21 protein-coding genes are annotated in these 23,432 nt (G+C 62.4%); 15 read left to right on the forward strand and 6 right to left on the reverse strand.

What is annotated here, in order from left to right; translation table 11 throughout:
- Window positions 1-122: 122 nt before the first annotated feature.
- The 14 genes from ACODR6_RS07970 (at window position 123) to ACODR6_RS08035 (ending at window position 14,983) form a co-directional block, all read left to right on the forward strand.
- Window positions 123-1,493, forward strand: a complete 1,371-nt coding sequence (locus ACODR6_RS07970; RefSeq protein ID WP_489022058.1) for an LLM class flavin-dependent oxidoreductase — start codon at window positions 123-125, stop codon at window positions 1,491-1,493.
- Between the two features lie 30 nt (window positions 1,494-1,523).
- Window positions 1,524-2,033, forward strand: coding sequence for a flavin reductase (locus ACODR6_RS07975; RefSeq protein WP_489022060.1), 510 nt, complete (start codon window positions 1,524-1,526; stop codon window positions 2,031-2,033).
- Window positions 2,034-2,037: 4 nt separating this feature from the next.
- Complete coding sequence (locus tag ACODR6_RS07980) at window positions 2,038-3,288, forward strand: MFS transporter (RefSeq protein ID WP_489022062.1); 1,251 nt, start codon at window positions 2,038-2,040, stop codon at window positions 3,286-3,288.
- A 117-nt stretch (window positions 3,289-3,405) separates the two neighbouring features.
- Window positions 3,406-3,627 (forward strand): DUF3311 domain-containing protein, encoded by a 222-nt coding sequence (locus tag ACODR6_RS07985; protein ID WP_112711316.1) that lies wholly within the window; start codon window positions 3,406-3,408, stop codon window positions 3,625-3,627.
- Entirely contained in the window at window positions 3,624-5,099 is a 1,476-nt protein-coding gene (locus ACODR6_RS07990) for a sodium:solute symporter family protein (RefSeq protein ID WP_489022065.1), read from the forward strand. Before ACODR6_RS07985 ends, ACODR6_RS07990 begins: the two co-directional genes overlap by 4 nt.
- A gap of 96 nt (window positions 5,100-5,195) precedes the next feature.
- On the forward strand, window positions 5,196-6,659 hold the full coding sequence (locus ACODR6_RS07995; RefSeq protein ID WP_489022067.1) for an aldehyde dehydrogenase family protein: 1,464 nt from the start codon (window positions 5,196-5,198) through the stop codon (window positions 6,657-6,659).
- Window positions 6,660-6,672: 13 nt separating this feature from the next.
- Entirely contained in the window at window positions 6,673-7,803 is a 1,131-nt protein-coding gene (gene argE, locus ACODR6_RS08000) for an acetylornithine deacetylase (RefSeq protein ID WP_489022069.1), read from the forward strand.
- A gap of 154 nt (window positions 7,804-7,957) precedes the next feature.
- On the forward strand, window positions 7,958-8,680 hold the full coding sequence (locus ACODR6_RS08005) for a FadR/GntR family transcriptional regulator (protein WP_199628131.1): 723 nt from the start codon (window positions 7,958-7,960) through the stop codon (window positions 8,678-8,680).
- On the forward strand, window positions 8,677-9,843 hold the full coding sequence (locus ACODR6_RS08010; protein ID WP_489022072.1) for a PLP-dependent transferase: 1,167 nt from the start codon (window positions 8,677-8,679) through the stop codon (window positions 9,841-9,843). Before ACODR6_RS08005 ends, ACODR6_RS08010 begins: the two co-directional genes overlap by 4 nt.
- A 44-nt stretch (window positions 9,844-9,887) precedes the next feature.
- The gene (locus ACODR6_RS08015; protein WP_489022074.1) at window positions 9,888-11,147 is read left to right on the forward strand and encodes an ABC transporter substrate-binding protein; all 1,260 of its coding nucleotides are present in this window, start codon (window positions 9,888-9,890) and stop codon (window positions 11,145-11,147) included.
- Between the two features lie 203 nt (window positions 11,148-11,350).
- Window positions 11,351-12,286, forward strand: a complete 936-nt coding sequence (locus ACODR6_RS08020; RefSeq protein ID WP_130281315.1) for a carbohydrate ABC transporter permease — start codon at window positions 11,351-11,353, stop codon at window positions 12,284-12,286.
- 4 nt (window positions 12,287-12,290) lie between these two features.
- Window positions 12,291-13,121: a carbohydrate ABC transporter permease gene (locus ACODR6_RS08025; RefSeq protein WP_112711028.1), complete on the forward strand. Its 831-nt coding sequence runs from the start codon at window positions 12,291-12,293 to the stop codon at window positions 13,119-13,121.
- A 4-nt stretch (window positions 13,122-13,125) separates the two neighbouring features.
- Window positions 13,126-14,184 (forward strand): ABC transporter ATP-binding protein, encoded by a 1,059-nt coding sequence (locus tag ACODR6_RS08030; protein WP_112711027.1) that lies wholly within the window; start codon window positions 13,126-13,128, stop codon window positions 14,182-14,184.
- A gap of 64 nt (window positions 14,185-14,248) precedes the next feature.
- Window positions 14,249-14,983: a metallophosphoesterase gene (locus ACODR6_RS08035; protein WP_489022231.1), complete on the forward strand. Its 735-nt coding sequence runs from the start codon at window positions 14,249-14,251 to the stop codon at window positions 14,981-14,983.
- Here ACODR6_RS08035 and ACODR6_RS08040 read toward each other — a convergent pair.
- Together ACODR6_RS08040 and ACODR6_RS08045 are read right to left on the reverse strand one after the other, a co-directional pair.
- Complete coding sequence (locus tag ACODR6_RS08040) at window positions 14,980-16,602, reverse strand: ABC-F family ATP-binding cassette domain-containing protein (RefSeq protein WP_112711314.1); 1,623 nt, start codon at window positions 16,600-16,602, stop codon at window positions 14,980-14,982. The genes ACODR6_RS08035 and ACODR6_RS08040 overlap by 4 nt on opposite strands.
- Window positions 16,603-16,685: 83 nt before the next feature.
- Window positions 16,686-18,287, reverse strand: a complete 1,602-nt coding sequence (locus tag ACODR6_RS08045; RefSeq protein ID WP_489022078.1) for an inorganic phosphate transporter — start codon at window positions 18,285-18,287, stop codon at window positions 16,686-16,688.
- 163 nt (window positions 18,288-18,450) lie between these two features.
- Between ACODR6_RS08045 and ppk2 the strand changes: the two genes are divergently transcribed.
- Window positions 18,451-19,365: a polyphosphate kinase 2 gene (gene ppk2 / locus ACODR6_RS08050; protein WP_203430795.1), complete on the forward strand. Its 915-nt coding sequence runs from the start codon at window positions 18,451-18,453 to the stop codon at window positions 19,363-19,365.
- A 78-nt stretch (window positions 19,366-19,443) separates the two neighbouring features.
- Here ppk2 and ACODR6_RS08055 read toward each other — a convergent pair whose 3' ends face one another.
- Genes ACODR6_RS08055 through ACODR6_RS08070 form a run of 4 tightly spaced genes read right to left on the reverse strand, consistent with a single transcriptional unit; the run spans window position 19,444 to window position 23,251 of the window.
- Entirely contained in the window at window positions 19,444-20,487 is a 1,044-nt protein-coding gene (locus ACODR6_RS08055; RefSeq protein ID WP_203430796.1) for a sulfate/molybdate ABC transporter ATP-binding protein, read from the reverse strand.
- Between the two features lie 10 nt (window positions 20,488-20,497).
- On the reverse strand, window positions 20,498-21,370 hold the full coding sequence (gene cysW, locus ACODR6_RS08060; protein WP_489022081.1) for a sulfate ABC transporter permease subunit CysW: 873 nt from the start codon (window positions 21,368-21,370) through the stop codon (window positions 20,498-20,500).
- Window positions 21,360-22,217 carry a sulfate ABC transporter permease subunit CysT gene (cysT, locus tag ACODR6_RS08065; RefSeq protein WP_130281306.1) on the reverse strand — a complete coding sequence of 286 codons (858 nt, stop codon included), beginning with the start codon at window positions 22,215-22,217 and terminating at the stop codon, window positions 21,360-21,362. Before cysT ends, cysW begins: the two co-directional genes overlap by 11 nt.
- An 8-nt stretch (window positions 22,218-22,225) precedes the next feature.
- Window positions 22,226-23,251 (reverse strand): sulfate ABC transporter substrate-binding protein, encoded by a 1,026-nt coding sequence (locus tag ACODR6_RS08070; protein WP_489022083.1) that lies wholly within the window; start codon window positions 23,249-23,251, stop codon window positions 22,226-22,228.
- Between the last annotated feature and the right edge of the window lie 181 nt (window positions 23,252-23,432).

The raw sequence follows: 23,432 nt of genomic DNA on the forward strand, positions 1-23,432 counted from the left end.
TCTGCGGCGTGATCACGCTTTTCAGAAAATTCCTTGACATAGATCAATCGCTCACCATAGTGACACATAAAGTCCAATATGGTGGACAGATAGAGCGAACATTTACGAGGGGGAGCCAATAAATGCCTCGCCAAATCCATCTCAACGCATTCGATATGTTTTGCCCGGGTCACATCCAGCAGGGGATGTGGACGCATCCGCGTGATCAGTCAGTGCGCGTCAATGATCTACAATATTGGACGGAATACGCCCGCAAGCTCGAGGCCGGCCTGTTCGACGGTATCTTCTTTGCCGATGTGGTCGGCGTCTACGACGTCTATGGCGGCAGCCCGGACGCGGCGGTGCGTGGCGGCGTGCAACTGCCGGCCAACGATCCGACCATCGTCATCCCGGCAATGGCCGCGGTCACCAAGAATCTCGGCTTCGGCGTCACCTGCAACCTGACCTATGAGCAGCCCTTCCTGTTTGCCCGGCGCATGTCGACGCTCGATCATCTGACCGGTGGGCGCATCGGCTGGAACATCGTCACCGGCTACCTCGACAGCGCGGCGCGCGCCATCGGCCTGCAGGGCCAGGTCGCCCATGACGACCGCTACGATCTCGCCGACGAATATATGTCGCTGGTCTACAAGCTGTGGGAAGGCTCCTGGGATGACGACGCCGTTGTCATGGATCGCGCCAACGCGGTCTTTGCCGATCCGAGCAAGGTGCGCGTCATCCATCACGAGGGGCCGCAATACAAGGTCGATGCGATGCATCTCTGCACGCCGTCGCCGCAGCGTACGCCGGTTCTCTATCAGGCAGGTTCTTCGCCACGCGGCCGCGAATTTGCCGCGACCCATGCGGAATGTGTCTTCGTCAACGGCCAGAAGAAGGAAGATGTCCGCGGCATCACCGACGACATCAAGGCGCGCGCCGTTGCAAAGGGCCGCTCGGCCGATGACGTTAAGCTGTTCCTCGGCGCCACGCTGGTGCTCGGCAAGACGACAGCCGAAGCGCAGGAGAAATTCGAGGAATACAAGCGCTATGTCAGCTCCGAAGCGGCACTGGTGCATGCCGCCGCCTCGCTCGGCATCGACTTCTCGAAATATGACATCGACGAGCCGATCGAGACCGGCAAGAGCCAGGCGATCACCTCGAATGTCGAGATCATGAACAAGGCTGCGGGTCCGAAATGGACGCGCCGCAAGCTCCTGGAGCAGATGGTGCTCGGCAGCCGCCAGGCGCCCTGGGTTGGCTCGGCTGAGGAAGTGGCGGACACCCTTATCGGCTGGAGCGAGGAAACCGGCGTGGCGGGCTTCAACCTGTCACGCACGGTCGCTCCCGAAAGCATCGACGATGTCGTCAACCTGCTGATCCCGGTGCTGCAGGAGAAGGGCGCCTACAAGACCAGCTATGCCGACGGCACCTATCGCGACAAGCTGTTTGGCCATGCGCGCCTGCCGTCGACGCATTCGGCCGCGCAATATCGCGGCGGCGCAGCCGCCCGCTAAGGCTTGCAGGGATCTGGAGGAGGATTGAACGTGGTCGACAAATCCGCGTATCGCGATGCTATGGCCGGCCTGGCGGCCGCCGTCAACATCATCACGTCGAATGGCGAAGCCGGTCTCGCGGGTTGCACGGTCTCGGCTGTCTGCTCGGTGACCGATGAGCCGCCGACGCTGCTCGTCTGCATCAACCGTTCGAGCGCCAATAACGAGATCATCCGCAAGAACGGCAATCTCTGCGTCAATGTGCTTTCGGCCGAACAGAAGACGGTCGCCATGCAGTTTGCGACCAAGGGCCTGTCGATCAATGAGCGGCTCGCCTGCGCCAGCTGGGGCACTCTCGAAACCGGCGCTCCGGCGTTGGACGGCGCGGTCTGTGCCATCGATTGCGAGGTCGATTCCGTCTCCGAAGTCGGCACGCACACCGTTTTCTACTGCCGCGTGAAGGCGGTCCGCAACCAGCTCGACCGTGACGGGCTGATCTATTTCGGCCGCGACTTCCACCGGGTCGGCAAGCCGGTCCCGGCTGCCGAGGCGAGGGCCTGATCCGATGAGCGGGCGAACGATACCCCCCGGCGCCAACCCGCTCGCCGCGCCAGGCACTGGCAAGGCTCTATCGCTGGCACTGATCCTCGCCGCGCAGGTGGCGGCGATGAGCGTCTGGTTCTCTTCGAGCGCGGCAATCGCCGGCATCAAGCAGCATTATACGATCGGCGCCTCGCAGGAGGCGCTGCTGACGACGGCGGTTCAGATCGGTTTTGTCGCCGGGACCATCGTCTCGGCCCTGCTGTCGCTCGCCGACCGTTTCGACCCAAGGCGGCTGTTTGCGCTCTGCGCGGCGATCGCCGCGGTTGCGACCGCCTGCCTGATATTGCTGCCGCCGACCGGTGGCGCGGTAATCCTGCTGCGCTTTCTGACCGGCGTCTGCATGGCGGGCGTTTATCCCGTCGGCATGCGGATGGCGGCGACCTGGGCCAATCGCGATCTCGGCCTGCTCATCGGCCTGCTGGTCGGGGCGCTGACACTGGGTTCGGCAAGCCCGCATCTGCTGGCTGCGACCGGCGATGTCGAGTGGCGGGCGATCTATGGTATTGCCTCGGCTTCCGCTCTGGCAGCGGCGGTGCTGATCGGCTTCGTCAAGCTCGGCCCGAACATCCGCCGCGCCAGCGCGGTCGACATGAGCAAGATCACTCAGAGCTGGCGCCGCACGTCGCTCAGGCGCGTCAATCTCGGCTATCTCGGCCACATGTGGGAGCTCTACGCCATGTGGGCATGGCTGCCGGTCTTCCTGCACCAGTCCTTCGCGGATCGCGGCATGGAAAATTCGGATGCGAAGGCGGCGTGGCTGACTTTCGCGGCCGTCGCGGTCGGCGCAGTCGGATCCTGGTTCGGCGGCATACTTGCGGATCGCCGGGGGCGTACCTTCGTGACGATCACGGCCATGGCCGCAAGCGGCACCTGCGCAGCGCTGATCGGCTGGCTCTATGCTGCGCCGCTCGCCGTGCTGATCCCGGTCGCGATCATCTGGGGCGTCACCGTGATCGCCGATTCTGCGCAGTTTTCGGCATCGATCGCCGAGCTTGCCGAGCCGAGTTCGGTCGGAACGCTGCTGACGGCGCAGACCTGCGCGGGATTTTTGCTGACCATGGCCAGCATTCATCTGGTGCCCGAAGTGCGGGATCTCTTCGGCTGGCCCGGAGCCTTCACCATACTGGCAATCGGCCCCTTCGCCGGCTGTATCGCGATGTCGCGATTGCGGCGGGATCCGGAGGCCAGGCTGCTCGCCGGCGGGCGGCGCTAGCGGCCAAACACGACATCACCGGAATTACCGAACCATCTCTCAGGAGGAGAGGGGTGCGGGAGCAATCCGCCGGAAGAGCGGGATAATCGACCAGTCGCTTCATAGAGGATGGAACATATGCGACCTATACATTTACTGAGTCTGATACCGATCTGCGGGGTTCTCGTTGCCCCGTTCTTTCTGAACCAGGTGAAGCCGTTCATTCTGGGCATGCCCTTCATGCTCGGATGGTATTCGCTGATGCTGGTGGCGACCTCGATCGTCATGGCCTGCATCTATTTCTCCGACAAGGCATCCGGCGCCCATGCCAGCGATGCAGCTGAAGGAGAGCGGAAGTGAACAGCGCCCTTTTCTTCATTTCCGGCATCCTCATCGTCGCCCTGGCGCTCGGCCTTCGTGCCCGCCGCGGCAAGGACATGAACCTCGAGCAGTGGACCGTTGGCGGCCGCGGCTTCGGCGCCATGATCATCTTCCTGCTGATGGCAGGCGAGATCTACACCACCTTCGTCTTCCTCGGCGGCAGCGGCTATGCCTATGGCAAGGGCGCACCGGCCTATTACATGCTGGGCTATGGCAGCCTGTGCTTCGTGCTTTCCTATTGGCTGCTGCCGCCGATCTGGCGCTATGCCAAGGAGCGCAAGCTCATCTCGCAGCCGGATTTCTTCGCGGCCAAGTATGAGAGCCGGTCCTTCGGCGTGCTCGTCGCCATCGTCGGCGTCGTGGCGCTGATCCCCTATCTCATCCTGCAGCTCAAGGGTCTCGGCATCATCATCAACGTCGCCTCCTATTCGGCGATCTCGTCGACCCAGGGCATCTGGATCGGCGCCGTCATCGTTGCCGCCTATGTCTTCGTCTCGGGCATCCATGGCTCGGCCTGGACCTCCGTCGTCAAGGATATCCTGGTGATGTCCGTCGCAGTGTTCCTCGGGCTCTACCTGCCATACCACTATTATGGCGGTATCGGCGCGATGTTCGAGGCGATCGATCAGGCAAAACCCGGCTTCCTGGCCCTGCCGGAAAGTGGCCAGAGCTCGACCTGGCTGGTCTCGACCGTGCTGCTTTCGACCCTTGGCTTCTACATGTGGCCGCATATGTTCACCGCCACCTTCGCTGCGAAGCGGGAAGATGCGCTGCGCAAGAACGCCTATGTCCTGCCGATCTACCAGCTGATGCTGCTGTTCATCTTCTTCGTCGGCTTTGCCACGGTTCTTCAGGTCCCCGGCCTGCAGGGCGGCGACATCGACCTGGCGCTGTTCAAGATCTCGCTGCAGACCTTCGACCCCTGGTTCGTCGGCGTCATCGGCGCGGCCGGTGTTCTGACAGCACTTGTGCCGGGTTCGATGATCCTGGTGACGGCAGCGACGCTGGTCGCCAACAACATCTATCGCCCGCTACGTCCGCAGGTCAGTGAAGCCCATGTCGGCTTCGTTGCCAAGCTGATGGCGCCCTGCGTCATGCTGGTTGCGGTCTATTTCACGCTTGGCGGTGGCGATACGATCGTCGCGCTGCTGCTGATGGCCTATGCCTTCGTCACGCAGCTCTTCCCGGTCCTGCTGGCGAGCCTGATGCGCAACAACCCGGTGACGCGCACGGCTGCCTTCGCCAGCGTCATCGTCGGTGAGGCGACCGTTGCCTGGGTCACGCTGACGAAGAGCACGGTTGCGGCGCTCTTCCCCTTCCTGCCGACGCCGCTGGCCGATCTCAATGTAGGCATCGTCGCGCTCGTCCTGAACGTCGTCACGCTCGTCGTCGTCACGCTCCTGACCCGCAATCTGCAAGGCAGCCAGACGCCGCGCGTCAAACAGGCCTGATCGAACGGCCGCGGGGTTTGCGCCCCGCGGTCATTTGCCTTTCCGGCGGCCATGCGCCGCCGTCTCTTTTCAATTCCATTTCCTGACGGTTTTGCCATGACGATTTCCTTCGATCCCGATCGCATCGAACTTCCCCTCGGCCACTGGATCGGTGACAGGCTTGTCTCTGGCGCACCGGAGATCGAACTGCTGCGCCCGTCCGACGCCGTCAGCTATGCGCGCTGTCCGGTCGCCAGTGCCGATATCGTCGATCAGGCCGTCTCGACGGCAAAGAGCGCACTGAGATCGAGCGGCTGGGCTACATGGCGTCCGCGCCTGCGCGCCGAGGCGCTGCATCGCTGGGCCGATCTGATTATCGCCGAGCGCGAAAAGCTCGGGCGGCTGGAATCCCTTTCCTCGGCGCGTCCAATCGCGCAGTCCGTATCGATCGATGTCGCGGTGACAGCCGAGCAGATCCGCTTCTTCGCCGAAATGGCCGACAAGGAGGGCGGAGACGTCGTGCCGACGGACGGCAACCATCTCGGCATGATCCTCAGCGAGCCCTATGGCGTGGTCGGCGCCATTACCCCGTGGAACGTGCCGCTCTCGATGGCCGGCTGGAAGATGGGACCGGCGCTCGCGGCAGGCAACGCAATCGTGCTGAAACCGTCCGAGTTGACGCCATTCTCGACACTCTATCTCGCGGAACTCGCCGTGCGCGCCGGTATCCCAGCCGGTATCGTCAATGTCGTGCTCGGGGACGGTCCGACGACCGGCGCCAGCATCGTCGCGCATCCCGATATCGCCAAGGTGAGCTTCACCGGATCGACCGTTGCGGGTGGCGCGATCATGAAGACGATCGCCTCGTCGCAGATCAAGCCGGTGACGCTGGAGCTTGGCGGCAAGAGCCCGCAAGTGATCTTCGCGTCGGCCGATCTCAAGAAAGCCGCCGGCTGCATCGCCCGCAGCATTCTCCTGAACGCCGGGCAGACCTGCGTCGCCGGTACGCGGGTGATCGCCGACCGGCGTATCGCGGAGCCACTGCTGGCAGCGCTCACGGAGGCGATGTCCACGCACCGCGCCGGGCCGACTTGGGACGCCGAAAGCGATTATTCGCCAGTCATTTCCGAACGCCAGCTGCAGCGCATCGAAACCATCGTCGATGCCTCGATTACAGGTGGCGCCGAATGCGTCATCGGTGGCAAGCGAATGGAACGGCAGGGTTATTTCTACGAGCCGACGATCCTTGCGAACCTCGCCGCGAATTCGCCGGCGCTCGCCGAGGAGATCTTCGGCCCGGTGCTGACGCTGCAGACTTTCGACGACGAAGAGGAAGCCTTCGTGCTCAGCGATCATCCCTCCTACGGCCTTGCCGCCGGTATCTACACGACGGACCTCTCGCAGGGGTTGAGGGCGGCGAAGCGGATCGAGGCGGGCACCATCTGGGTCAACCGCTACGGCCGCTCGCGCGACCACATCCTGCCGACCGGCGGCTACAAGAGCTCCGGCATCGGCAAGGATCTCGGCAAGGAGGCCTACAAGTCGAATCGCCGCCAGAAGAGCGTGCTGATCGAGCTTTAGGGGAGGGGCGAGGATGACGGCGGATGTGCAGGACATATTGGCCCGGCTGATCGGTTTTCCGTCGGTCGTCGGCACACCCAATGCGGCAATCGTTTCCTATGTCAGGGACTATCTTCAGTCCTTCGGTGCGAGCGTGCATATCCTTCCCGGCCCGGAAGGCGACCGGTCCAACTTGTTCGCCAGTTTCGGCCCTGTGGAGCGGCCGGGAGTGATCCTGTCGGGCCATACGGACGTCGTTCCGGCAGAAGGTCAGACATGGTCGTCCGATCCCTTCACGCTCCGCGCCGAGCAAAACCGTCTATACGGACGGGGAACGAGCGACATGAAGGGATTTCTCGCCGCGGCAATGTCGGTCGTGCCCGAAATCGCCGCCATGCGCCTCGACCGCCCGCTGCATTTCGCCTTCTCCTACGACGAGGAAGCGGGCTGCCGCGGGGTGCCGCATATGATCGCCGCGATACCGTCGCTCTGCGCCTTGCCGTCCGGCTGCATCGTCGGCGAACCGAGCGGTATGGCGCCGATCCTTTCACATAAGGGCAAGGCGGCGGCGCGCATCTCGATCAGGGGAACGGCAGGCCATTCCTCGCGCCCCGATCTCGGCCGTAATGCGATCCACGCGCTCGCCAGCGTGTTGTCGGAGGCCGTCCGGCAATCGGAGCGGCTGGAACAGGCCGAGCAGAACATGCTCTTCGCGCCGCCCTATTCGACACTTCAGGCTGGAATCGTCAGCGGCGGCGTGGCGCTGAATGTCATCCCGGAACATGCGCGGCTCGACATCGAGGTACGCGCCGTACCGAGCATCGAACCCTCCGCGCTTTTGCAGCCTGTGCTGGCCGCGGCAAGCGCGCTCCAGGCGAGGGGCTTCGAGGTGACGACGGAAACGATCTCCGATTATCCCGGCATGGCGCTCCCGGCCGGTAGCCCGCTCGCTGCGCTGGTCGGTGATGCCTCGGGCGTGGCAGCCGTCCCGGCGGTGAGCTACGGAACCGAGGCCGGCCTCTTCGAGCGCGCCGGCATTCCCGCAATCATCTGCGGCCCCGGCGACATCGCCCGCGCTCATAAGGCCGACGAATTCATTCTGATGTCGGAACTCGAAGACTGCCGCCGCATGCTTCTCAACGTCGCCGCCAGCCTGCAGGGCTGACCGCTTTTTCGCGCCACCATGCGGGCCGGCGCGCCATCCCCAATTCATGAACCAATTCTTTCGTCACCGCCCTTGACGGCGAAAGATTCTTACGGAATGCTAAGATGTCAGACCAATTTAAGGTCGGCTGCCTGATAAAGAAAAATGGGGAACCATGAAGGCAAATGTGGGCGACAGGCCGGTCATCCGGCCGCTTCCGGCGATCGATCGTGCGCGTCAGGTGACTGAGGCGCTGGCGCATTACGTCGAGGATGCGAAGCTGAAGGCGGGCGACCGGCTTCCGGCTGAGCGCGAGCTGATGTCCGCCCTTGCCGTCGGACGTTCCACCATCCGCGAAGCCATCCGCCACTTCCAGGCGCTCGGCGTCATCGAGACCCGGAAGGGCAGCGGAACCTATCTACTGAAACCGGTTTCGAAGGCGACCATTCACGTTCCACTCTCGTTCGAGGGCGCCAATCTGCGCGATGCATTGTTGCAGACGCTGGAAGTGCGCCGCGGCATCGAGTGCGAGGCGGCAATGGTCGCGGCGCGCAAGCGCACGGCTGAGGATGTCGTCAACATCGAGACCAAGCTGAACGAGATGGAGCGCGTCCATATCGCCAAGGGAACGTCAGGCCCCGAGGATCTCGCCTTCCACATGGCCGTCTATGACGCCACGCACAATCCGATGTTCGGCCAGCTTCTGGAACAGATGCGCGAGACCTTCGTGCGCTTCTGGTCGCATCCTTTCGACCGGCAGGACTTTGCCCGCCGCTCGTTTCCCTTTCACCGTACGCTTTTCAACGCGATCGCCGCTCAGGACCCCGAAGCGGCGCGCTGCGAAACATTGAAAATCCTCGACGTCGTCGAGGAAGACATCAAGGAAATGTCCAAATGACTGACGGCTCCGAACCGTTCGATTTCGCTTCGCTGATCACCGCTCATGACGACGGCAATTTCGCCGAGGCCGTGGTGCCGCCGATCTTCCAGACGTCGCTGTTCACCTTCTCCGGCTACGACGACATGATCGCCTCCTATCGCGGCGAAAAGGTGCGGCCGATCTATACGCGCGGCCTGAACCCGACGGTGCGCATGTTCGAGGAGATGCTGGCGAAGCTCGAAGGCGCGGAAGACGCGCTCGGTTTTGCAAGCGGCATGGCGGCGATCTCGTCCGCCGTCCTGAGCTTCGTCGAGCCGGGCGATCGCATCGTCGCCGTCAAGCATGTCTACCCCGATGCCTTCCGTCTGTTCGGCACCATCTTGAAGCGCATGAAGGTCGAGGTCACCTATGTCGATGGCCGCGATGAGGAAGAGGTCGCCAAGGCGCTTCCGGGCGCCAAGGTCTTCTACATGGAAAGCCCGACGAGCTGGGTCATGGAAGCCCACGATGTCGGCGCCCTTGCCGCCCTTGCGAAGAAGCACGGCGTCGTCACCATGATCGACAACAGCTGGGCAAGCCCGATCTTCCAGCGGCCGATCACGCTGGGCGTCGATATCGTCATCCATTCGGCCTCGAAATATCTCGGCGGCCATAGCGATGTCGTCGCCGGTATCGTCGCCGGTTCGAAGGAGATGATCGCCCGCATCAAGGCCGAGGCCTATCCCTATCTCGGCGGCAAGCTTTCGCCCTTCGATGCCTGGCTGTTGATCCGCGGCCTGCGCACCCTGCCGATCCGCATGAAGGCCCACCAGACGGCGGCGATGACGGTTGCCCAGCGCCTGCAGGCGCTCGATTGCGTCGAGCAGGTTTGCCATCCGGGCCTCGCTAACCGCCTGCCTTCGGGCCTCAACGGCACGTCGGGCCTCTTCTCCTTCATCTTCCGCGAAGGCGTGGACATCCGCACCTTCGCCGATCACCTCAAGCTCTTCAAACTGGGCGTGAGCTGGGGTGGACATGAAAGCCTGATCGTACCGGGCGAGGTCGTGCTTCAGCAGAAGGCACAGCCGAATTCCGCGCATGCCTTTGGCATTCATCCGCGGTCCGTACGCCTCCATGTCGGCCTCGAAGGAACCGAGGCCCTGTGGACGGATATCGAAGAGGCGATCGCCGCCGCTTCGTGACGACAATAGTGAGAGAAACACCTTCAACAAAAGGGGAACTGAGCATGAAAAGACTGATAACCGCTACGCTCTTCGCCACCATGATGGCAGGAACGGCCTTCGCCGACACGACGCTGAAACTCGTCGAAGTTATCACCAGCCCGGAGCGCACCGAGACGCTGAAGTCGATCGTCGGCAAGTTCGAAGCCGCCAACCCGGGCACCAAGGTCGAGATCATCTCGCTGCCCTGGAACGAAGCCTTCCAGAAGTTCGCAACCATGGTTTCGGCCGGCGATACGCCAGACGTCATGGAAATGCCGGACACCTGGCTGTCGCTCTACGGCAATAACGGCATGCTCGAAAGCCTTGAGCCCTATCTCGCCAAGTGGGAACACACCAAGGACCTGACGCCGCGCGCCCTCGAACTTGGCCGCGACGTCAAGAACACCGCCTATATGCTGCCCTACGGCTTCTATCTGCGCGCCATGTTCTACAACAAGAAGCTGCTCGCCGAAGCCGGCGTCAAGGAACCGCCGAAGACGATGGAGGAGTTCACCAAGGCTTCCGAAGCCGTCTCCAAGATCTCCGGCAAGTACGGCTACTGCATGCGCGGCGGCCCGGGCGGCCTGAACGGCTGGATGATCTTCGCCGCCTCGATGGCCGGCTCCAACAAGTATTTCAACGACGACGGCACCTCGACCATGAACAGCGAAGGCTGGGCCAAGGGTCTGGAATGGATGGTCGATCTCTACAAGAAGGGCTATGCGCCGAAGGATAGCGTCAACTGGGGCTTCAACGAAGTCGTGGCTGGCTTCTACTCCGGCACCTGCGCCTTCCTCGACCAGGATCCGGACGCGCTCATCGCCATTGCCGAGCGCATGAAGGCCGAAGACTTCGGCGTCATCCCGCTGCCGAAGGGCCCGGATGGCAAATCCTTCCCGACCATCGGCTATGCCGGCTGGTCGATGTTCACGACGAGCCAGAACAAGGATCTCTCCTGGAAGCTGATCGAAACCCTCGAAAGCCCGGATGGCAACATCGAGTGGAACAAGAAGATCGGCGCTCTGCCGGCCTATACGGCCGCCGAGAAGGATCCGTTCTACGCCGGTGACCAGTTCAAGGGCTGGTTCCAGGAACTGGCCGACAAGGACACCGTCCCGACCGTGATGCCGACCTACCTCGAAGAATTCGCCTTCTTCAAGGACTCGCTGGCGATCAAGACCTCGCAGCAGGCCCTACTCGGCGACATCTCGCCGAAGGACCTTGCCGACCAGTGGGCTGATTACCTGACCAAGGCTCAGCAGAAGCATCTGGCGAAGAAGTAATTAGACCGCAGGCCTTTGAGCGTGCGGCCCCCTCATCCGGCCCTTCGGGCCACCTTCTCCCCCAGTGGAGAAGGGACGGAGAGCTTGAGGCACATCCCTTCTCCCCAGCGGGGAGAAGGTGCCGGCAGGCGGATGAGGGGGCCCACCCACCCAAGGCCAACCGAAAATCTTACTTCTGTGTATAAAACGAAAGCCGACCACCGATGACTATGACCGCCGATACGCTCGATAGGCGCCGCGACCGCAGGCCGTGGCTGAAGCGTCTCGCCGATGCCTCGGAACCCTATCTTTATAGCGCCCCTTCGCTGATCCTCATCATCGGCGTGATGATGGTGCCGCTGGTGATCGGGATCTCCTATGCGTTCCGCGACATCCAGCTCCTCAATCCTTTCTCCGGCGGCTTCATCGGGCTCGAGCATTTCCGCGACCTTTCCAAGGACGCCGCCTTCTACGGCGCGCTCAAGAATACGCTGTGGTGGACCGGTGCTTCGGTCATCCTGCAGTTCGTCTTCGGCCTGATCCTCGCTTTGCTGCTCGACAAGCCGTTCTGGGGCAGGGGCATCGTCCAGGCGCTGGTCTTCCTGCCCTGGGCCGTTCCGTCCTTTCTCGCAGGTCTCAACTGGGCCTGGCTCTTCAATCCGGTTATCGGCCCGATCCCGCACTGGCTCTATGCGATGGGCCTGATGAGCGAGCCGGGCAATATTCTTTCGGACCCGCAATATGCGATGTGGGGACCGATCATTGCCAATGTCTGGTGGGGCATTCCGTTCTTCGCGATCACGCTGCTCGCAGCCCTGCAGGCGATCCCGCGCGATCTCTATGAGGCCGCCTCGATCGACGGCGCCGGCTGGTTCCAGCGCTTCGGCTCGATCACCCTGCCGTTCCTGGCGCCGACGATCGCCATCACTGTGCTGCTGCGCACCGTCTGGATTTCGAATTTCGCCGACCTGATCGTCGTCATGACCGGCGGCGGCCCGGCGGACCGCACGCAGATCGTCGCAAGCTACATCTTCACTCAGGCCTTCAAGCGGTTGGATTTCGGTTATGCCTCGGCGATCGCGCTCGTCCTGCTCGCGCTGCTGCTCGCCTATTCCATGCTGATCATCCTGCTGCGGCAGACCCTGCTGAACAAGGATTGAGACCATGAAGCGATCCGTCATCCCTACTATCGCGCATCGTCTGGCAATTCTTTGCTACATCCTGTTTGCGCTCTTCCCGCTCTTCTGGCTCCTGAAGGTTTCGGTGACGCCGAACGATCTTCTCTATTCCGAGGGCGTTCGCATGTGGCCGTCGCGCACGACCTGGGAGCACTATTCCTTCGTCCTGCAGCACAGCGCCTTTCCGACCTTCTTCAAGAACAGCCTGATTGTCTCGGCCTCTACCGCGATCACGGTAACGATCTGCGCTTCGCTCTCCGGCTATGCGCTCTCTCGCTTCAACTTCCGGGCAAAATACTGGATCGTGGCGCTGATGCTGCTAACCCAGATGTTCCCGCTCGTCATGCTGGTGGCGCCGATCTTCAAGATCCTGACGCCGCTGCATCTGACGAACAGCTTGACGGGTCTGGTGATCGTCTACACGGCTTTCAACGTTCCCTTCGCCACCTTCCTGATGCAGTCCTTCTTCGACGGCATTCCGAAGGATCTGGAGGAGGCGGCGATGATCGACGGCGCGACGCAGTTCACGGCGTTCCGGCAGATCATCCTGCCGCTGACGCTGCCCGGCATCGCGGCCACGCTCGGCTTCGTCTTCACCGCGGCATGGAGCGAGCTGCTCTTCGCGCTGATGCTGATCAACGGCAATGATGCGGCGACTTTCCCGGTCGGGCTTCTCACCTTCGTTTCGAAATTCTCCGTGGATTTCGGGCAGATGATGGCGGCGGGCGTCATGGCGCTCATTCCGGCCGGTCTCTTCTTCCTGCTCATCCAACGTTATCTTGTGCAGGGCCTGACGGCCGGCGCGGTCAAGGGTTAAACACATGGCATCGATCGATATCCAGAACGTCAAGAAGGCCTATGGCCATGTGCAGGTGCTGCACGATGTCGACCTCAAGATCGGCGACGGCGAATTCGTCGTCCTCGTCGGCCCGTCCGGCTGCGGCAAGTCCACGCTGCTGCGCATGATCGCCGGTCTCGAGGACATCTCCGGCGGCGAGATCCGCATCGGCGGCAATCGCGTCAACGATCTGCACCCGAAGGATCGCGACATCGCCATGGTGTTCCAGTCCTATGCGCTCTATCCGCATATGAATGTCGCGGGCAACATGAGCTACAGCCTGAAGCTCCGGAAGACGGCCAAGGAAAAGATCGCCAGCGCCGTCGGCTCCGCAGCCTCCAAGCTCGGCCTCGATCCGCTGCTGGAGCGCCGTCCGAAGGCTCTCTCTGGCGGCCAACGCCAGCGCGTCGCCATGGGCCGCGCCATCGTGCGCCAGCCGAAGGCCTTCCTGTTCGACGAACCGTTGTCGAACCTCGATGCGCGCCTGCGCGAACAGATGCGCGCCGAGATCAAGAAACTGCATGGCGACCTGAAGGCAACCTCGATCTACGTCACCCACGACCAGATCGAAGCCATGACGCTCGCCGACCGCATCGTCGCCATGCATGGCGGCGTCGTGCAGCAGGTCGGCAGCCCGCTGGAACTTTACGACCGCCCTGCAAACCTGTTCGTCGCCGGCTTCATCGGCTCTCCGGGCATGAACTTCCTCGACGCGACCTATGAGAATGGCGGCGTAAAGCTGAAGGACGGCACGATCGTCCCGCTTTCTGCACCGCTATCCGTTGCCAACGGCGCAAAGGTCACGCTCGGCATCCGCCCCGAGCATGTCGTCATGTCATCCGACGGCAACGGCATGAGCGCCGATGTCGAACTCATCGAACCAACCGGCTTCGGCATCATCCTGCACCTGTCGCTGCACGGCCTGCCGTTCAAGGTCTTCACGCTGAACCGCGAGGCGCTCTCGGCCGGACCGAAGGTCAACGTCACCTTCCCGGCACAGCACCTGCATGTCTTCGACGAAGCGGGCAACCGGGCCAGCTGACGTACGCAGTTGCAGCTTTGAAACGCATGTTGCACTCTCCGGTTTCAGCCGACCGGAGAGTGCAATGCTTTTGGCCCAGATATCCGACATCCACGCAAGCCCGCATTCAACGGGTCTCGACCGGCTTGGCGACGCTGTGGGGTGGATCCATGGCCTGCGCCCCGATCTCGTCGTCATAACCGGCGACCTCGTCGATGATGGATGGCGGGAAGGCTACCGGGCGGTGGGCGATATGCTGCGAGGCCTCGATTGCGCGGTCCATGTCCTACCCGGAAACAGTGATTGCCAGGAGATGATGTCTCGTGAATTGCCGGAGTTCTGTGCCGCGGGCCAGCCGATGCATTTCAGCTGTGCCCAGGCAGGCCTCACATTCCTCGGTCTCGATGTCACCGTACCCGGTGCCAGCCATGGAGACGCGGCTCCCCATCTTGCCTGGCTGCAAAACGCGCTAGCGGCCGCGAACGCACCTTCCATGATCTTCATGCATCAGCCGCCGGTCGAGACGGGTATCGCGCTGCTGGACGCGATGATGTGCAGAAAAGCGGATGCGCTTGCCGAGGTTTTGGGAGGTGCGAACAGCGCCGTGCTGGCAATATTATGCGGACACGTTCACCGCCCTGTTTCCGGCAGGCTAGGCACCACGCCAGTTCACATCTGCGGCTCGCTCTGCGAGCCCAATCCGCTTCTGCTTGAGGGCAGGCCAACGCCTGCGCTGACCGACGCTCCCTCCTTTGCGATCTGCGAGATCTATCGCGGGCATTTGCGCCACCACACGATCTCGCTCCGAGCGCGAAATTAGCTCCGCAGACCCGGCGCTTCCTGGCCGGTGCGCTCGACATACTCGGTATAGCCGCCGCCATACTGGTGGATGCCGTCAGGGGTCAGTTCCAGCACGCGGTTGGAGAGTGCTGCCAGGAAGTGGCGGTCGTGCGAGACGAAGAGCATGGTGCCTTCGTAATCGGCGAGCGCCTTGATCAGCATTTCCTTGGTGTCGAGGTCGAGGTGGTTGGTCGGTTCGTCGAGGACCAGCAGGTTCGGCGGGTCGAACAGCATCTTGGCCATGACCAGGCGGGCCTTTTCGCCGCCCGAGAGCACGCGGCACTTCTTCTCGACATCGTCACCCGAGAAGCCGAAGCAGCCTGCCAACGCGCGAAGCGGTGCCTGGCCGGCGAGCGGGAAGGAATCCTCCAGCCATTCGAGGACCGTGCGCTCGCCATCGAGCAGGTCCATGGCGTGCTGGGCGAAATAGCCCATCTTGACGCTGGCGCCGAGCGCGACGCTGCCCTGATCGGGGTCAGTCGAACCGGCAACGAGCTTCAGGAGCGTCGATTTGCCGGCGCCGTTGACGCCCATGATGCACCAGCGCTCCTTGCGGCGGACCATGAAGTCCAGGCCTTCATAGATACTGCGGCTGCCGTATTTCTTGTGAACGTTCTTGATGTTGATGACGTCTTCGCCCGAGCGCGGTGCGGGCAGGAATTCGAAGGCGACGGTCTGGCGGCGGCGCGGCGGCTCGACGCGTTCGATCTTGTCGAGCTTCTTGACGCGGCTCTGCACTTGCGCTGCGTGTGACGCGCGGGCCTTGAAGCGCTCGATGAACTTGATTTCCTTGGCGAGCATCGCCTGCTGGCGCTCGAACTGCGCCTGCTGCTGCTTCTCGTTCTGCGCCCGCTGGTTTTCGTAGAAGGCGTAGTCGCCCGAGTAGCTGTTGAGCGAACCGGCGTCGATTTCGATGATCTTGGTGACGATGCGGTTGAGGAATTCGCGGTCGTGCGAGGTCATCAGCAGCGCGCCGTCGAAATTCTTCAGGAAGTCTTCGAGCCAGATCAGGCTTTCGAGATCGAGATGGTTCGACGGTTCGTCGAGCAGCATCACGTCCGGGCGCATCAGCAGGATGCGGGCGAGCGCCACGCGCATTTTCCAGCCGCCGGACAACTTGCCGACATCGCCGTCCATCATTTCCTGGGTGAAGCTCAGACCGTCCAGCACTTCGCGGGCGCGGCCTTCCAGCGCGTAGCCGTCGAGCTCTTCGTAGCGGGCCTGCACTTCGCCGTAGCGCTCGATGATCGCGTCCATCTCGTCCATGCGGTCGGGGTCGGACATGGCGGCTTCGAGATCGCGCAGTTCGGCGGCGACTTCGCTGACGGGGCCGGCGCCTTCCATGACTTCGGCAACGGCGCTGCGGCCGGACATCTCGCCGACATCCTGGTTGAAATAGCCGACGGTCATGCCCTTCTCGACGGAGATCTGGCCTTCATCCGGCGTCTCGTCGCCGGTGATCATGCGGAACAGCGTCGTCTTGCCGGCGCCGTTCGGGCCGACGAGGCCGATCTTCTCGCCCTTGTTGAGCGCGGCGGATGCCTCGAGATAGAGAATGCGGTGGCTGTTCTGCTTGCTGATATTTTCGATGCGGATCATGGGAAAGCGGGTACCTGATAAGAAGCTGCGGCGCGCTTATCATGCGCCGCAGCATTTGTCGCGGTTTTCCTTCGTCAGGAGCCTTAGAAGACCTGGCGAAGGATGATGAAGAGCACGAAGGCGATGGCGATCGAGGCCGGCAGCGTCAGCACCCATGCCATCAGCATGTTGCGGACGGTCGACCATTGCAGGCCGGAACCGTTGGCCGCCATCGTCCCGGCAACGCCGGATGAGAGCACATGCGTCGTCGAGACCGGCAGGCCGAGATGGTCTGCCGCGCCGATCGTGACCATGGCGACGACTTCGGCGGCGGCGCCCTGGCCATAGGTCAAATGCGTCTTGCCGATCTTCTCGCCGACGGTGACGACGATGCGCTTCCAGCCGACCATGGTGCCGAGGCCGAGGGCGAGTGCGACGGCGACCTTGACCCAGAGCGGGATGAACTTCGTCGCGTTGTCGACGGCCTTGTGGTAGTTGGTGACAGCCTGCAGATCGGCGGCATCCATTGGCAGCAGCTTCTGCTTGTCGATCAGCTTCAGCGATTCACCGATGAGATAGATGTCGTTGCGAACGTTACCGACGATGTTGGTCGGAACGGCCTCGACCGTCGGGAAACCGGCGACTTCGGCGCTCGTCTGGTGGATATATTGCTGCAGGGCAGGCGTCGTCGCGTCCGTCCACGTCTTGGTCTTCACCGCATTGCTGACCTCGGCCTTGTAGTCGGTCACAGTCACGCCCGGCTTTACATATTTGCCGAGCGCGGTTTCGACCTGGGCCGAGGCCTGCTTGTAGGCTTCGAGGTAGTTGACATCGGGCGTCCGGTTCAGCGCGAAGGCCGTCGGCACGAGGCCGATCAGGATGAGCATGATCAGGCCCATGCCCTTCTGCCCGTCGTTGGAGCCATGGGCGAAGCTCACGCCCGTGCAGGTGAAGATCAGGATTGCCCGGATCCAGAGCGGCGGTGGCTGGTTGCCCTTCGGCTCCTCATAGAGCTCCTTCTTGCGCACAAGGAACTTCATGACGAGGAGAAGCACGGCCGAGAGAGCGAAGCCGATCAGCGGAGAAATCAGCAGCGACAGGCCGATATTGGTCGCCTGCGACCAGTCGACGCCGCTGGTCGCGCTTCCCGCCGGGGCGAGAAACTGGTTGGCGAGGCCGACGCCGATGATCGAGCCAACGAGCGTGTGCGAGCTGGAGGAGGGCAGGCCGAGATACCAGGTGCCGAGGTTCCAGAAGATCGCGGCGATCAACAGCGCAAAGACCATCGCAAGGCCCGATCCCGAGCCGACCTGCAGGATGAGCTCGACCGGCAGGAGTGCCAGAATCCCGAAGGCCACGGCGCCCGTCGATGTCAGCACGCCCAAGAAATTGAAGAAGCCGGACCAGATGACGGCGAGCTCGGCGGGCATCGAGCGCGTGTAGATAACGGTGGCGACGGCGTTAGCTGTATCATGGAAGCCGTTGACGAACTCGAAGCCGAGCGCAATTAGCAGCGCAAGGCCAAGCAGGATCCACGGAACCGCGGAGGCTTCGGTCAGATCGCGGCCGAGCGCATAGGCGACATATCCAAGGCCGCAGAGAAGAATGACGATAAAGACCGGCACGAACCACTTGCCTGCACTCGACGAATGCAGCGGGTGCTTACCGGACTCAGGCAACAGGTGATCGGGGGCAATATCAGCCATGTCCTTGTCCTTTCATGGAAAAGCAACCAAAACTACGTCCGCCCCGTGAACCTTGCGTGACAGAACTTTGCGGTATCTCCGGCGGCCTTCCTCGCGCGGCTCGCATTGTCACATTACTGTCGTCAAACCCTGTTGATGTGGCGCCGATCAGAGGGACAGGACCATGACTCAGGAAGAAATCGACCAGCTCCGCCGCATCAAGGATGAGATTGCAGACAGTTTCGACGAGGAACTGGAAATGCAGATGGAGGAGGACCGGCTCGACGAGCTGGTCGCCGAAAACATGCCTGGCGGCCTTGAGGATGTGCTCGACCGCAAGACCTATTTCCGCGAGCTCTTCCGTCTCCAGCACGAGCTGGTGAAGCTGCAGGACTGGGTGCAGCACAAGAAGCTGAAGGTCGTCGTGCTTTTCGAAGGCCGCGATTCAGCCGGCAAGGGCGGTGCCATCAAGCGTGTCACGCAGCGTCTGAACCCGCGCGTCTGCCGCGTCGTCGCACTTCCGGCGCCGACCGAGCGTGAGCGGAACCAGTGGTATTTCCAGCGCTATGTCCCGCATCTGCCGTCGGCAGGCGAAATGGCGCTCTTCGACCGCAGCTGGTACAACCGTGCCGGCGTCGAGCGTGTGATGGGTTTCTGCACCAAGGATGAACTCGACGAGTTCTTCCGTTCGGTTCCGGAATTCGAGCGCATGCTGGTGCGCTCCGGCATCATCCTCGTCAAATACTGGTTCTCGATCACCGACGAGGAGCAGGAGTTCCGCTTCCGCATGCGCATCCAGGATCCGCTGAAGCAGTGGAAGCTGTCGCCGATGGACCTCGAAAGCCGCGTGCATTGGGAAGAATACACCAAGGCCAAGGAAGAGATGCTGGAATATACCCACATCCCCGAGGCGCCGTGGTGGGTCGTTCAGGCCGTCGACAAGAAGCGCGCCCGCCTCAACATGATCAACCACCTCTTGAAGCAGATCCCCTATGAGGACGTGCCGAAGGATCACATCGTCCTGCCGCCGCGCGTACGTCACGACGATTACTCGCGCGTTCCGGTTCCGCCGGACATGTATGTTCCGGAAGTCTATTGAATGTGAGAGCGGGCGGTCTTGCCGCCCGCAGCCGTTGCGGATGCTCGCGACAAGCCCGAGCATGACGGCGTAGAGGGGTCAGTCCTTCCGGAACAGCTTCCAGCGCGTCGGCCGGAAAGCGATATGCTTGCTGTCGAGGACCTCGGTGTGCGAGGGCGGAACTTCCAGCTCGATATGCTGATGCGCGGTACCGATATCGATTTCGATATGCCGTGTTCCGGCAACGCGGCGGCTGGAGGCCAGCTTGCCGGGAATGCCGCCGCGATTTGCGTCCAGCAGTTCGATGTCGTGCGGGCGGAAGTAGAGCTGGGCCTCGCCATCAGGCTCCCCATCCGCCTTCAGGCCGAGCGTGCGGCCCTCGAACAGAATGTCGCCATTGGCGATCTTTACGTTCAGACAGTTGGACTGGCCGACGAAGCCGAAGACGAAGGGTGAGTTTGGCCGGTCGTAGACTTCATCCGGCGTGCCGACCTGCTCGATCGCACCCTGGCTCATGACGACGACGCGGTCGGCGAGTTCCATCGCCTCGTCCTGGTCGTGGGTGACGAAGACGGTCGTATGGCCGGTGCGGTCATGGATTTCGCGAAGCCATTTGCGCAGGTCCTTGCGAACCTGGGCGTCGAGCGCGCCGAAGGGCTCGTCGAGCAGCAGCACGTTCGGCTCGACCGCCATGGCGCGGGCGAGCGCTACGCGCTGGCGCTGGCCGCCGGATAGCTGCGCCGGATAACGCTTCTCAAGGCCGGAAAGCTGCACGAGGTCGAGCAGCTCGAGCGCCCGCTTGCGGATCTCGGCCTTCGGCGGACGGCGCGCGCCGCTGCGGACCTTGAGGCCGAAGGCGACATTGTCGAGCACCGTCATGTGGCGGAACAGCGCGTAATGCTGGAAGACGAAGCCGATATTGCGCTGCTGTACGGTCTTCTTCGAGGCATCTTCGTCGCCGAAGAACACCTTGCCGTCGGTCGGGCTTTCGAGGCCTGCGATCAGGCGAAGCAATGTCGTCTTGCCGGAACCGGAAGGGCCGAGCAGCGCGATCAGCTCGCCCGAGCGGATATCGAGCGAAACGTCGTGGAGCGCCGGAAACCGGTCGAATTCCTTGCGTATGTTTTGAACGCGAACTTCCATTCTCAATCCTTCAGTGCCGCCGGCTGGCGGCGATTTCCGCGCTGTATCGCATTTCGAGCAGCGTCTTCAAAACAAGGGTCACAAGGGCAAGCAGGGCAAGCAGGGTCGCGACGGCGAAAGCGCCGGTGAAATTATACTCGTTATAGAGGATTTCCACCTGCAGCGGCATGGTGTTGGTCTGGCCACGGATATGGCCGGAGACGACCGAGACGGCGCCGAATTCGCCCATGGCGCGCGCGTTGCAGAGCAGCACGCCGTAGAGCAGACCCCATTTGATGTTCGGCAGCGTGACATGCCAGAAGGTCTGCCAGCCGCTGGCGCCGAGCGACAGCGCCGCCTCTTCATCCGCTGTCCCCTGTTCCTGCATCAGCGGGATCAGCTCGCGGGCAACGAAGGGAAAGGTGACAAACATGGTGGCGAGCACCAGGCCCGGAACGGCGAAGAGGATCTTGATGCTGTGGGCATCGAGCCATTTGCCGAGATAAGTATTGGCGCCGAACAGCAGCACGAAGACCAGGCCCGAAATAACCGGCGAGACCGAGAAGGGCAGGTCGATCAGCGTCGTCAGGAACGCCTTGCCCTTGAACTCGAACTTGGCGATCGCCCAGGCGGCGGCGACGCCGAAGACGAGGTTCAGCGGCACGCTGATGCCGGCGACGATCAGCGTCAGCCGGATCGCCGAGAAGGTTTCCGTATCCTGCAGCGCCTCGAAAAAGGCGACGATGCCCTTGCGGAAGGCTTCGACGAAGACTGCCGCCAGCGGCAGGAAGACCATCAGCAGCAGGAAGAGCAGCGACAGGAAGACCAGGCTCCAGCGCGCCAACCGGCTTTCGGTGACAACGGAGCGGACTTTGGGAGCGGCGGTGGCCGTATCAAGCGCCATGTCCGTACCTCCGTCTGCGCCAGCTCTGGATCAGGTTGATGACGAGCAGCATGGTGAACGAGATGATGAGCATGACGGCGGCGATCGCCGTGGCGGCCGCGTAATTATACTCTTCGAGCTTGATGACGATCAGAAGCGGCGCGATCTCGGACTTGAACGGCAGGTTGCCGGCGATGAAGATGACCGAGCCGTATTCGCCGACGCCACGCGCAAAGGCGAGCGCAAAGCCCGTCAGCACCGCTGGCGCAAGGCCGGGCAGCAGGACGCGGGTGATCGTCTGGAAACGGTTGGCGCCGAGCGTCGCCGCGGCTTCCTCCACCTCCCTGTCGATCTCTTCCATGACCGGCTGGACTGTGCGCACCACGAAGGGCAGGCCGACGAAGATGAGGGCGACGACGATGCCGGCGGGGGTGAAGGCGATCTTGATGCCGAGCGGCGTCAGGAACTGGCCGATCCAGCCGTTCGGCGCGTAGAGCGTCGTCAGCGCGATACCGGCAACTGCCGTCGGCAGCGCGAAGGGAAGGTCGACCATGGCGTCGATGATGCGCTTGCCGGGAAAGCGGTAGCGCACCAGAACCCAGGCGAGGATGACGCCGAACACGGCATTGATACAGGCGGCGACAAAGGCGCCGCCGAAGCTGATGCGAAGCGCATTGACCGTACGCGGATCGAGCGCGATCGACAGGAATTTCTCCCAGCCGAGCTCGCTCGAGCGCCATGCAAGGCCCGATAGCGGGATAAGGATCAGAAGGGTGAGCCAGGTCAAGGTTAAGCCGAGCGCCATTCCGAAACCCGGAATGACACTCGGCCGCTTGAACCGCCACCGCGCGTGGCTATGTGCGTTCATGAACTCTATTATTGGGCCGGCTTGTAGATCTGGTCAAATACCCCGCCGTCGGCGAAGAACTTGGGCTGAGCTTCCTTCCAGCCGCCGAAGTCGTCAATGGTGGCGAGCTTCAGATTGGGGAAGCGGGCGATATCTGCCTTGTCGGCGGCTTCCGGCTTGATCGGACGGTAGTAGTGCTTGGCAGCAATTTTCTGGCCTTCGTCCGAATAGAGATAATTGAGGTAAGCCTCGGCAACCTTGCGGGTGCCCTTCTTGTCGACATTGCCGTCAACGATCGCGACCGGCGGATCGGCGCGGATGGAGAAGCTCGGGGTGACGATCTCGAACTGGTCGGGGCCGAGTTCCTCAAGCGAAAGATAGGCCTCGTTTTCCCATGCCAGCAGAACGTCGCCGAGACCGCGCTGGACGAAGGTGGTGGTAGCGCCGCGCGCACCGGTATCGAGAACCGGAACGTGCTGCAGAAGCTGGGTCACATATTCCTGCGCCTTGCCTTCATCGCCGCCATTTGCCTGCTTGGCCCATGCCCAGGCCGCCAGGAAGTTCCAGCGGGCGCCGCCCGAGGTCTTCGGGTTCGGGGTGATGACCTGGACGTCGTCCTTGACGAGATCGCCCCAGTCCTTGATGCCCTTCGGATTGCCCTTGCGCACAAGGAAGACGATCGTCGAGGTGTAAGGCGTCGAGTTGTTCGGGAACTTGGTCTTCCAGTCGGTCGGGATCTTGCCGGTCGCCTTGGCGATAGCGTCGATATCGCCTTCGAGAGCGAGCGTCACGACATCGGCTTCGAGACCGTCGATAACCGAGCGGGCCTGCGCGCCGGAGCCGCCGTGGGAGGCCTGGATGGTGACCGCTTCACCGGTATCCTTCTGCCACTTGGCAGCGAAGGCGGCGTTGAAATCCTTATACAATTCACGCGTCGGGTCGTAGGACACATTGAGAAGCTGCTGGTCGGCAAATGCCGGCGCAACGGCGCCGATTGCTAAGCTGCCGGCGAAGACCGCGGCGGCGAGAAGCCGTGTGATCCGAGTTGACTGCATGAAAACCTCCTTCGTTTCTGCGTAAACTCTATCAACTTGGTCGTATAATGAAACGAAAGTTCTTCCGTTTAAAGAGCTGCTTTCTGGAATGTCGTTTCATTTACATTCAGTTTCTGAAACGGACTTACCGGGCGCGACCTGTGGGGCGGCCATCCCTCTCGTGTGTGCTAATAATGGCACA

The sequence above is a fragment of the Rhizobium sp. FG96 genome (assembly GCF_057808655.1).

Coding starts and splice junctions, on each gene's coding strand:
- argE (WP_489022069.1), top strand. CDS start 6,673: ATGACGGCGGATGTGCAGGACATATTGGCCCGGCTGATCGGTTTTCCG.
- cysT (WP_130281306.1), bottom strand. CDS start 22,217: ATGAACGCACATAGCCACGCGCGGTGGCGGTTCAAGCGGCCGAGTGTC.
- ACODR6_RS07980 (WP_489022062.1), top strand. CDS start 2,038: ATGAGCGGGCGAACGATACCCCCCGGCGCCAACCCGCTCGCCGCGCCA.
- ACODR6_RS08025 (WP_112711028.1), top strand. CDS start 12,291: ATGAAGCGATCCGTCATCCCTACTATCGCGCATCGTCTGGCAATTCTT.
- ACODR6_RS08015 (WP_489022074.1), top strand. CDS start 9,888: ATGAAAAGACTGATAACCGCTACGCTCTTCGCCACCATGATGGCAGGA.
- ACODR6_RS08070 (WP_489022083.1), bottom strand. CDS start 23,251: ATGCAGTCAACTCGGATCACACGGCTTCTCGCCGCCGCGGTCTTCGCC.
- ACODR6_RS08035 (WP_489022231.1), top strand. CDS start 14,249: ATGCTTTTGGCCCAGATATCCGACATCCACGCAAGCCCGCATTCAACG.
- ACODR6_RS08005 (WP_199628131.1), top strand. CDS start 7,958: ATGAAGGCAAATGTGGGCGACAGGCCGGTCATCCGGCCGCTTCCGGCG.
- ACODR6_RS08010 (WP_489022072.1), top strand. CDS start 8,677: ATGACTGACGGCTCCGAACCGTTCGATTTCGCTTCGCTGATCACCGCT.
- ACODR6_RS08020 (WP_130281315.1), top strand. CDS start 11,351: ATGACTATGACCGCCGATACGCTCGATAGGCGCCGCGACCGCAGGCCG.
- ACODR6_RS08055 (WP_203430796.1), bottom strand. CDS start 20,487: ATGGAAGTTCGCGTTCAAAACATACGCAAGGAATTCGACCGGTTTCCG.
- ACODR6_RS08045 (WP_489022078.1), bottom strand. CDS start 18,287: ATGGCTGATATTGCCCCCGATCACCTGTTGCCTGAGTCCGGTAAGCAC.
- ACODR6_RS08030 (WP_112711027.1), top strand. CDS start 13,126: ATGGCATCGATCGATATCCAGAACGTCAAGAAGGCCTATGGCCATGTG.
- cysW (WP_489022081.1), bottom strand. CDS start 21,370: ATGGCGCTTGATACGGCCACCGCCGCTCCCAAAGTCCGCTCCGTTGTC.
- ACODR6_RS08040 (WP_112711314.1), bottom strand. CDS start 16,602: ATGATCCGCATCGAAAATATCAGCAAGCAGAACAGCCACCGCATTCTC.
- ACODR6_RS07995 (WP_489022067.1), top strand. CDS start 5,196: ATGACGATTTCCTTCGATCCCGATCGCATCGAACTTCCCCTCGGCCAC.
- ppk2 (WP_203430795.1), top strand. CDS start 18,451: ATGACTCAGGAAGAAATCGACCAGCTCCGCCGCATCAAGGATGAGATT.
- ACODR6_RS07970 (WP_489022058.1), top strand. CDS start 123: ATGCCTCGCCAAATCCATCTCAACGCATTCGATATGTTTTGCCCGGGT.
- ACODR6_RS07985 (WP_112711316.1), top strand. CDS start 3,406: ATGCGACCTATACATTTACTGAGTCTGATACCGATCTGCGGGGTTCTC.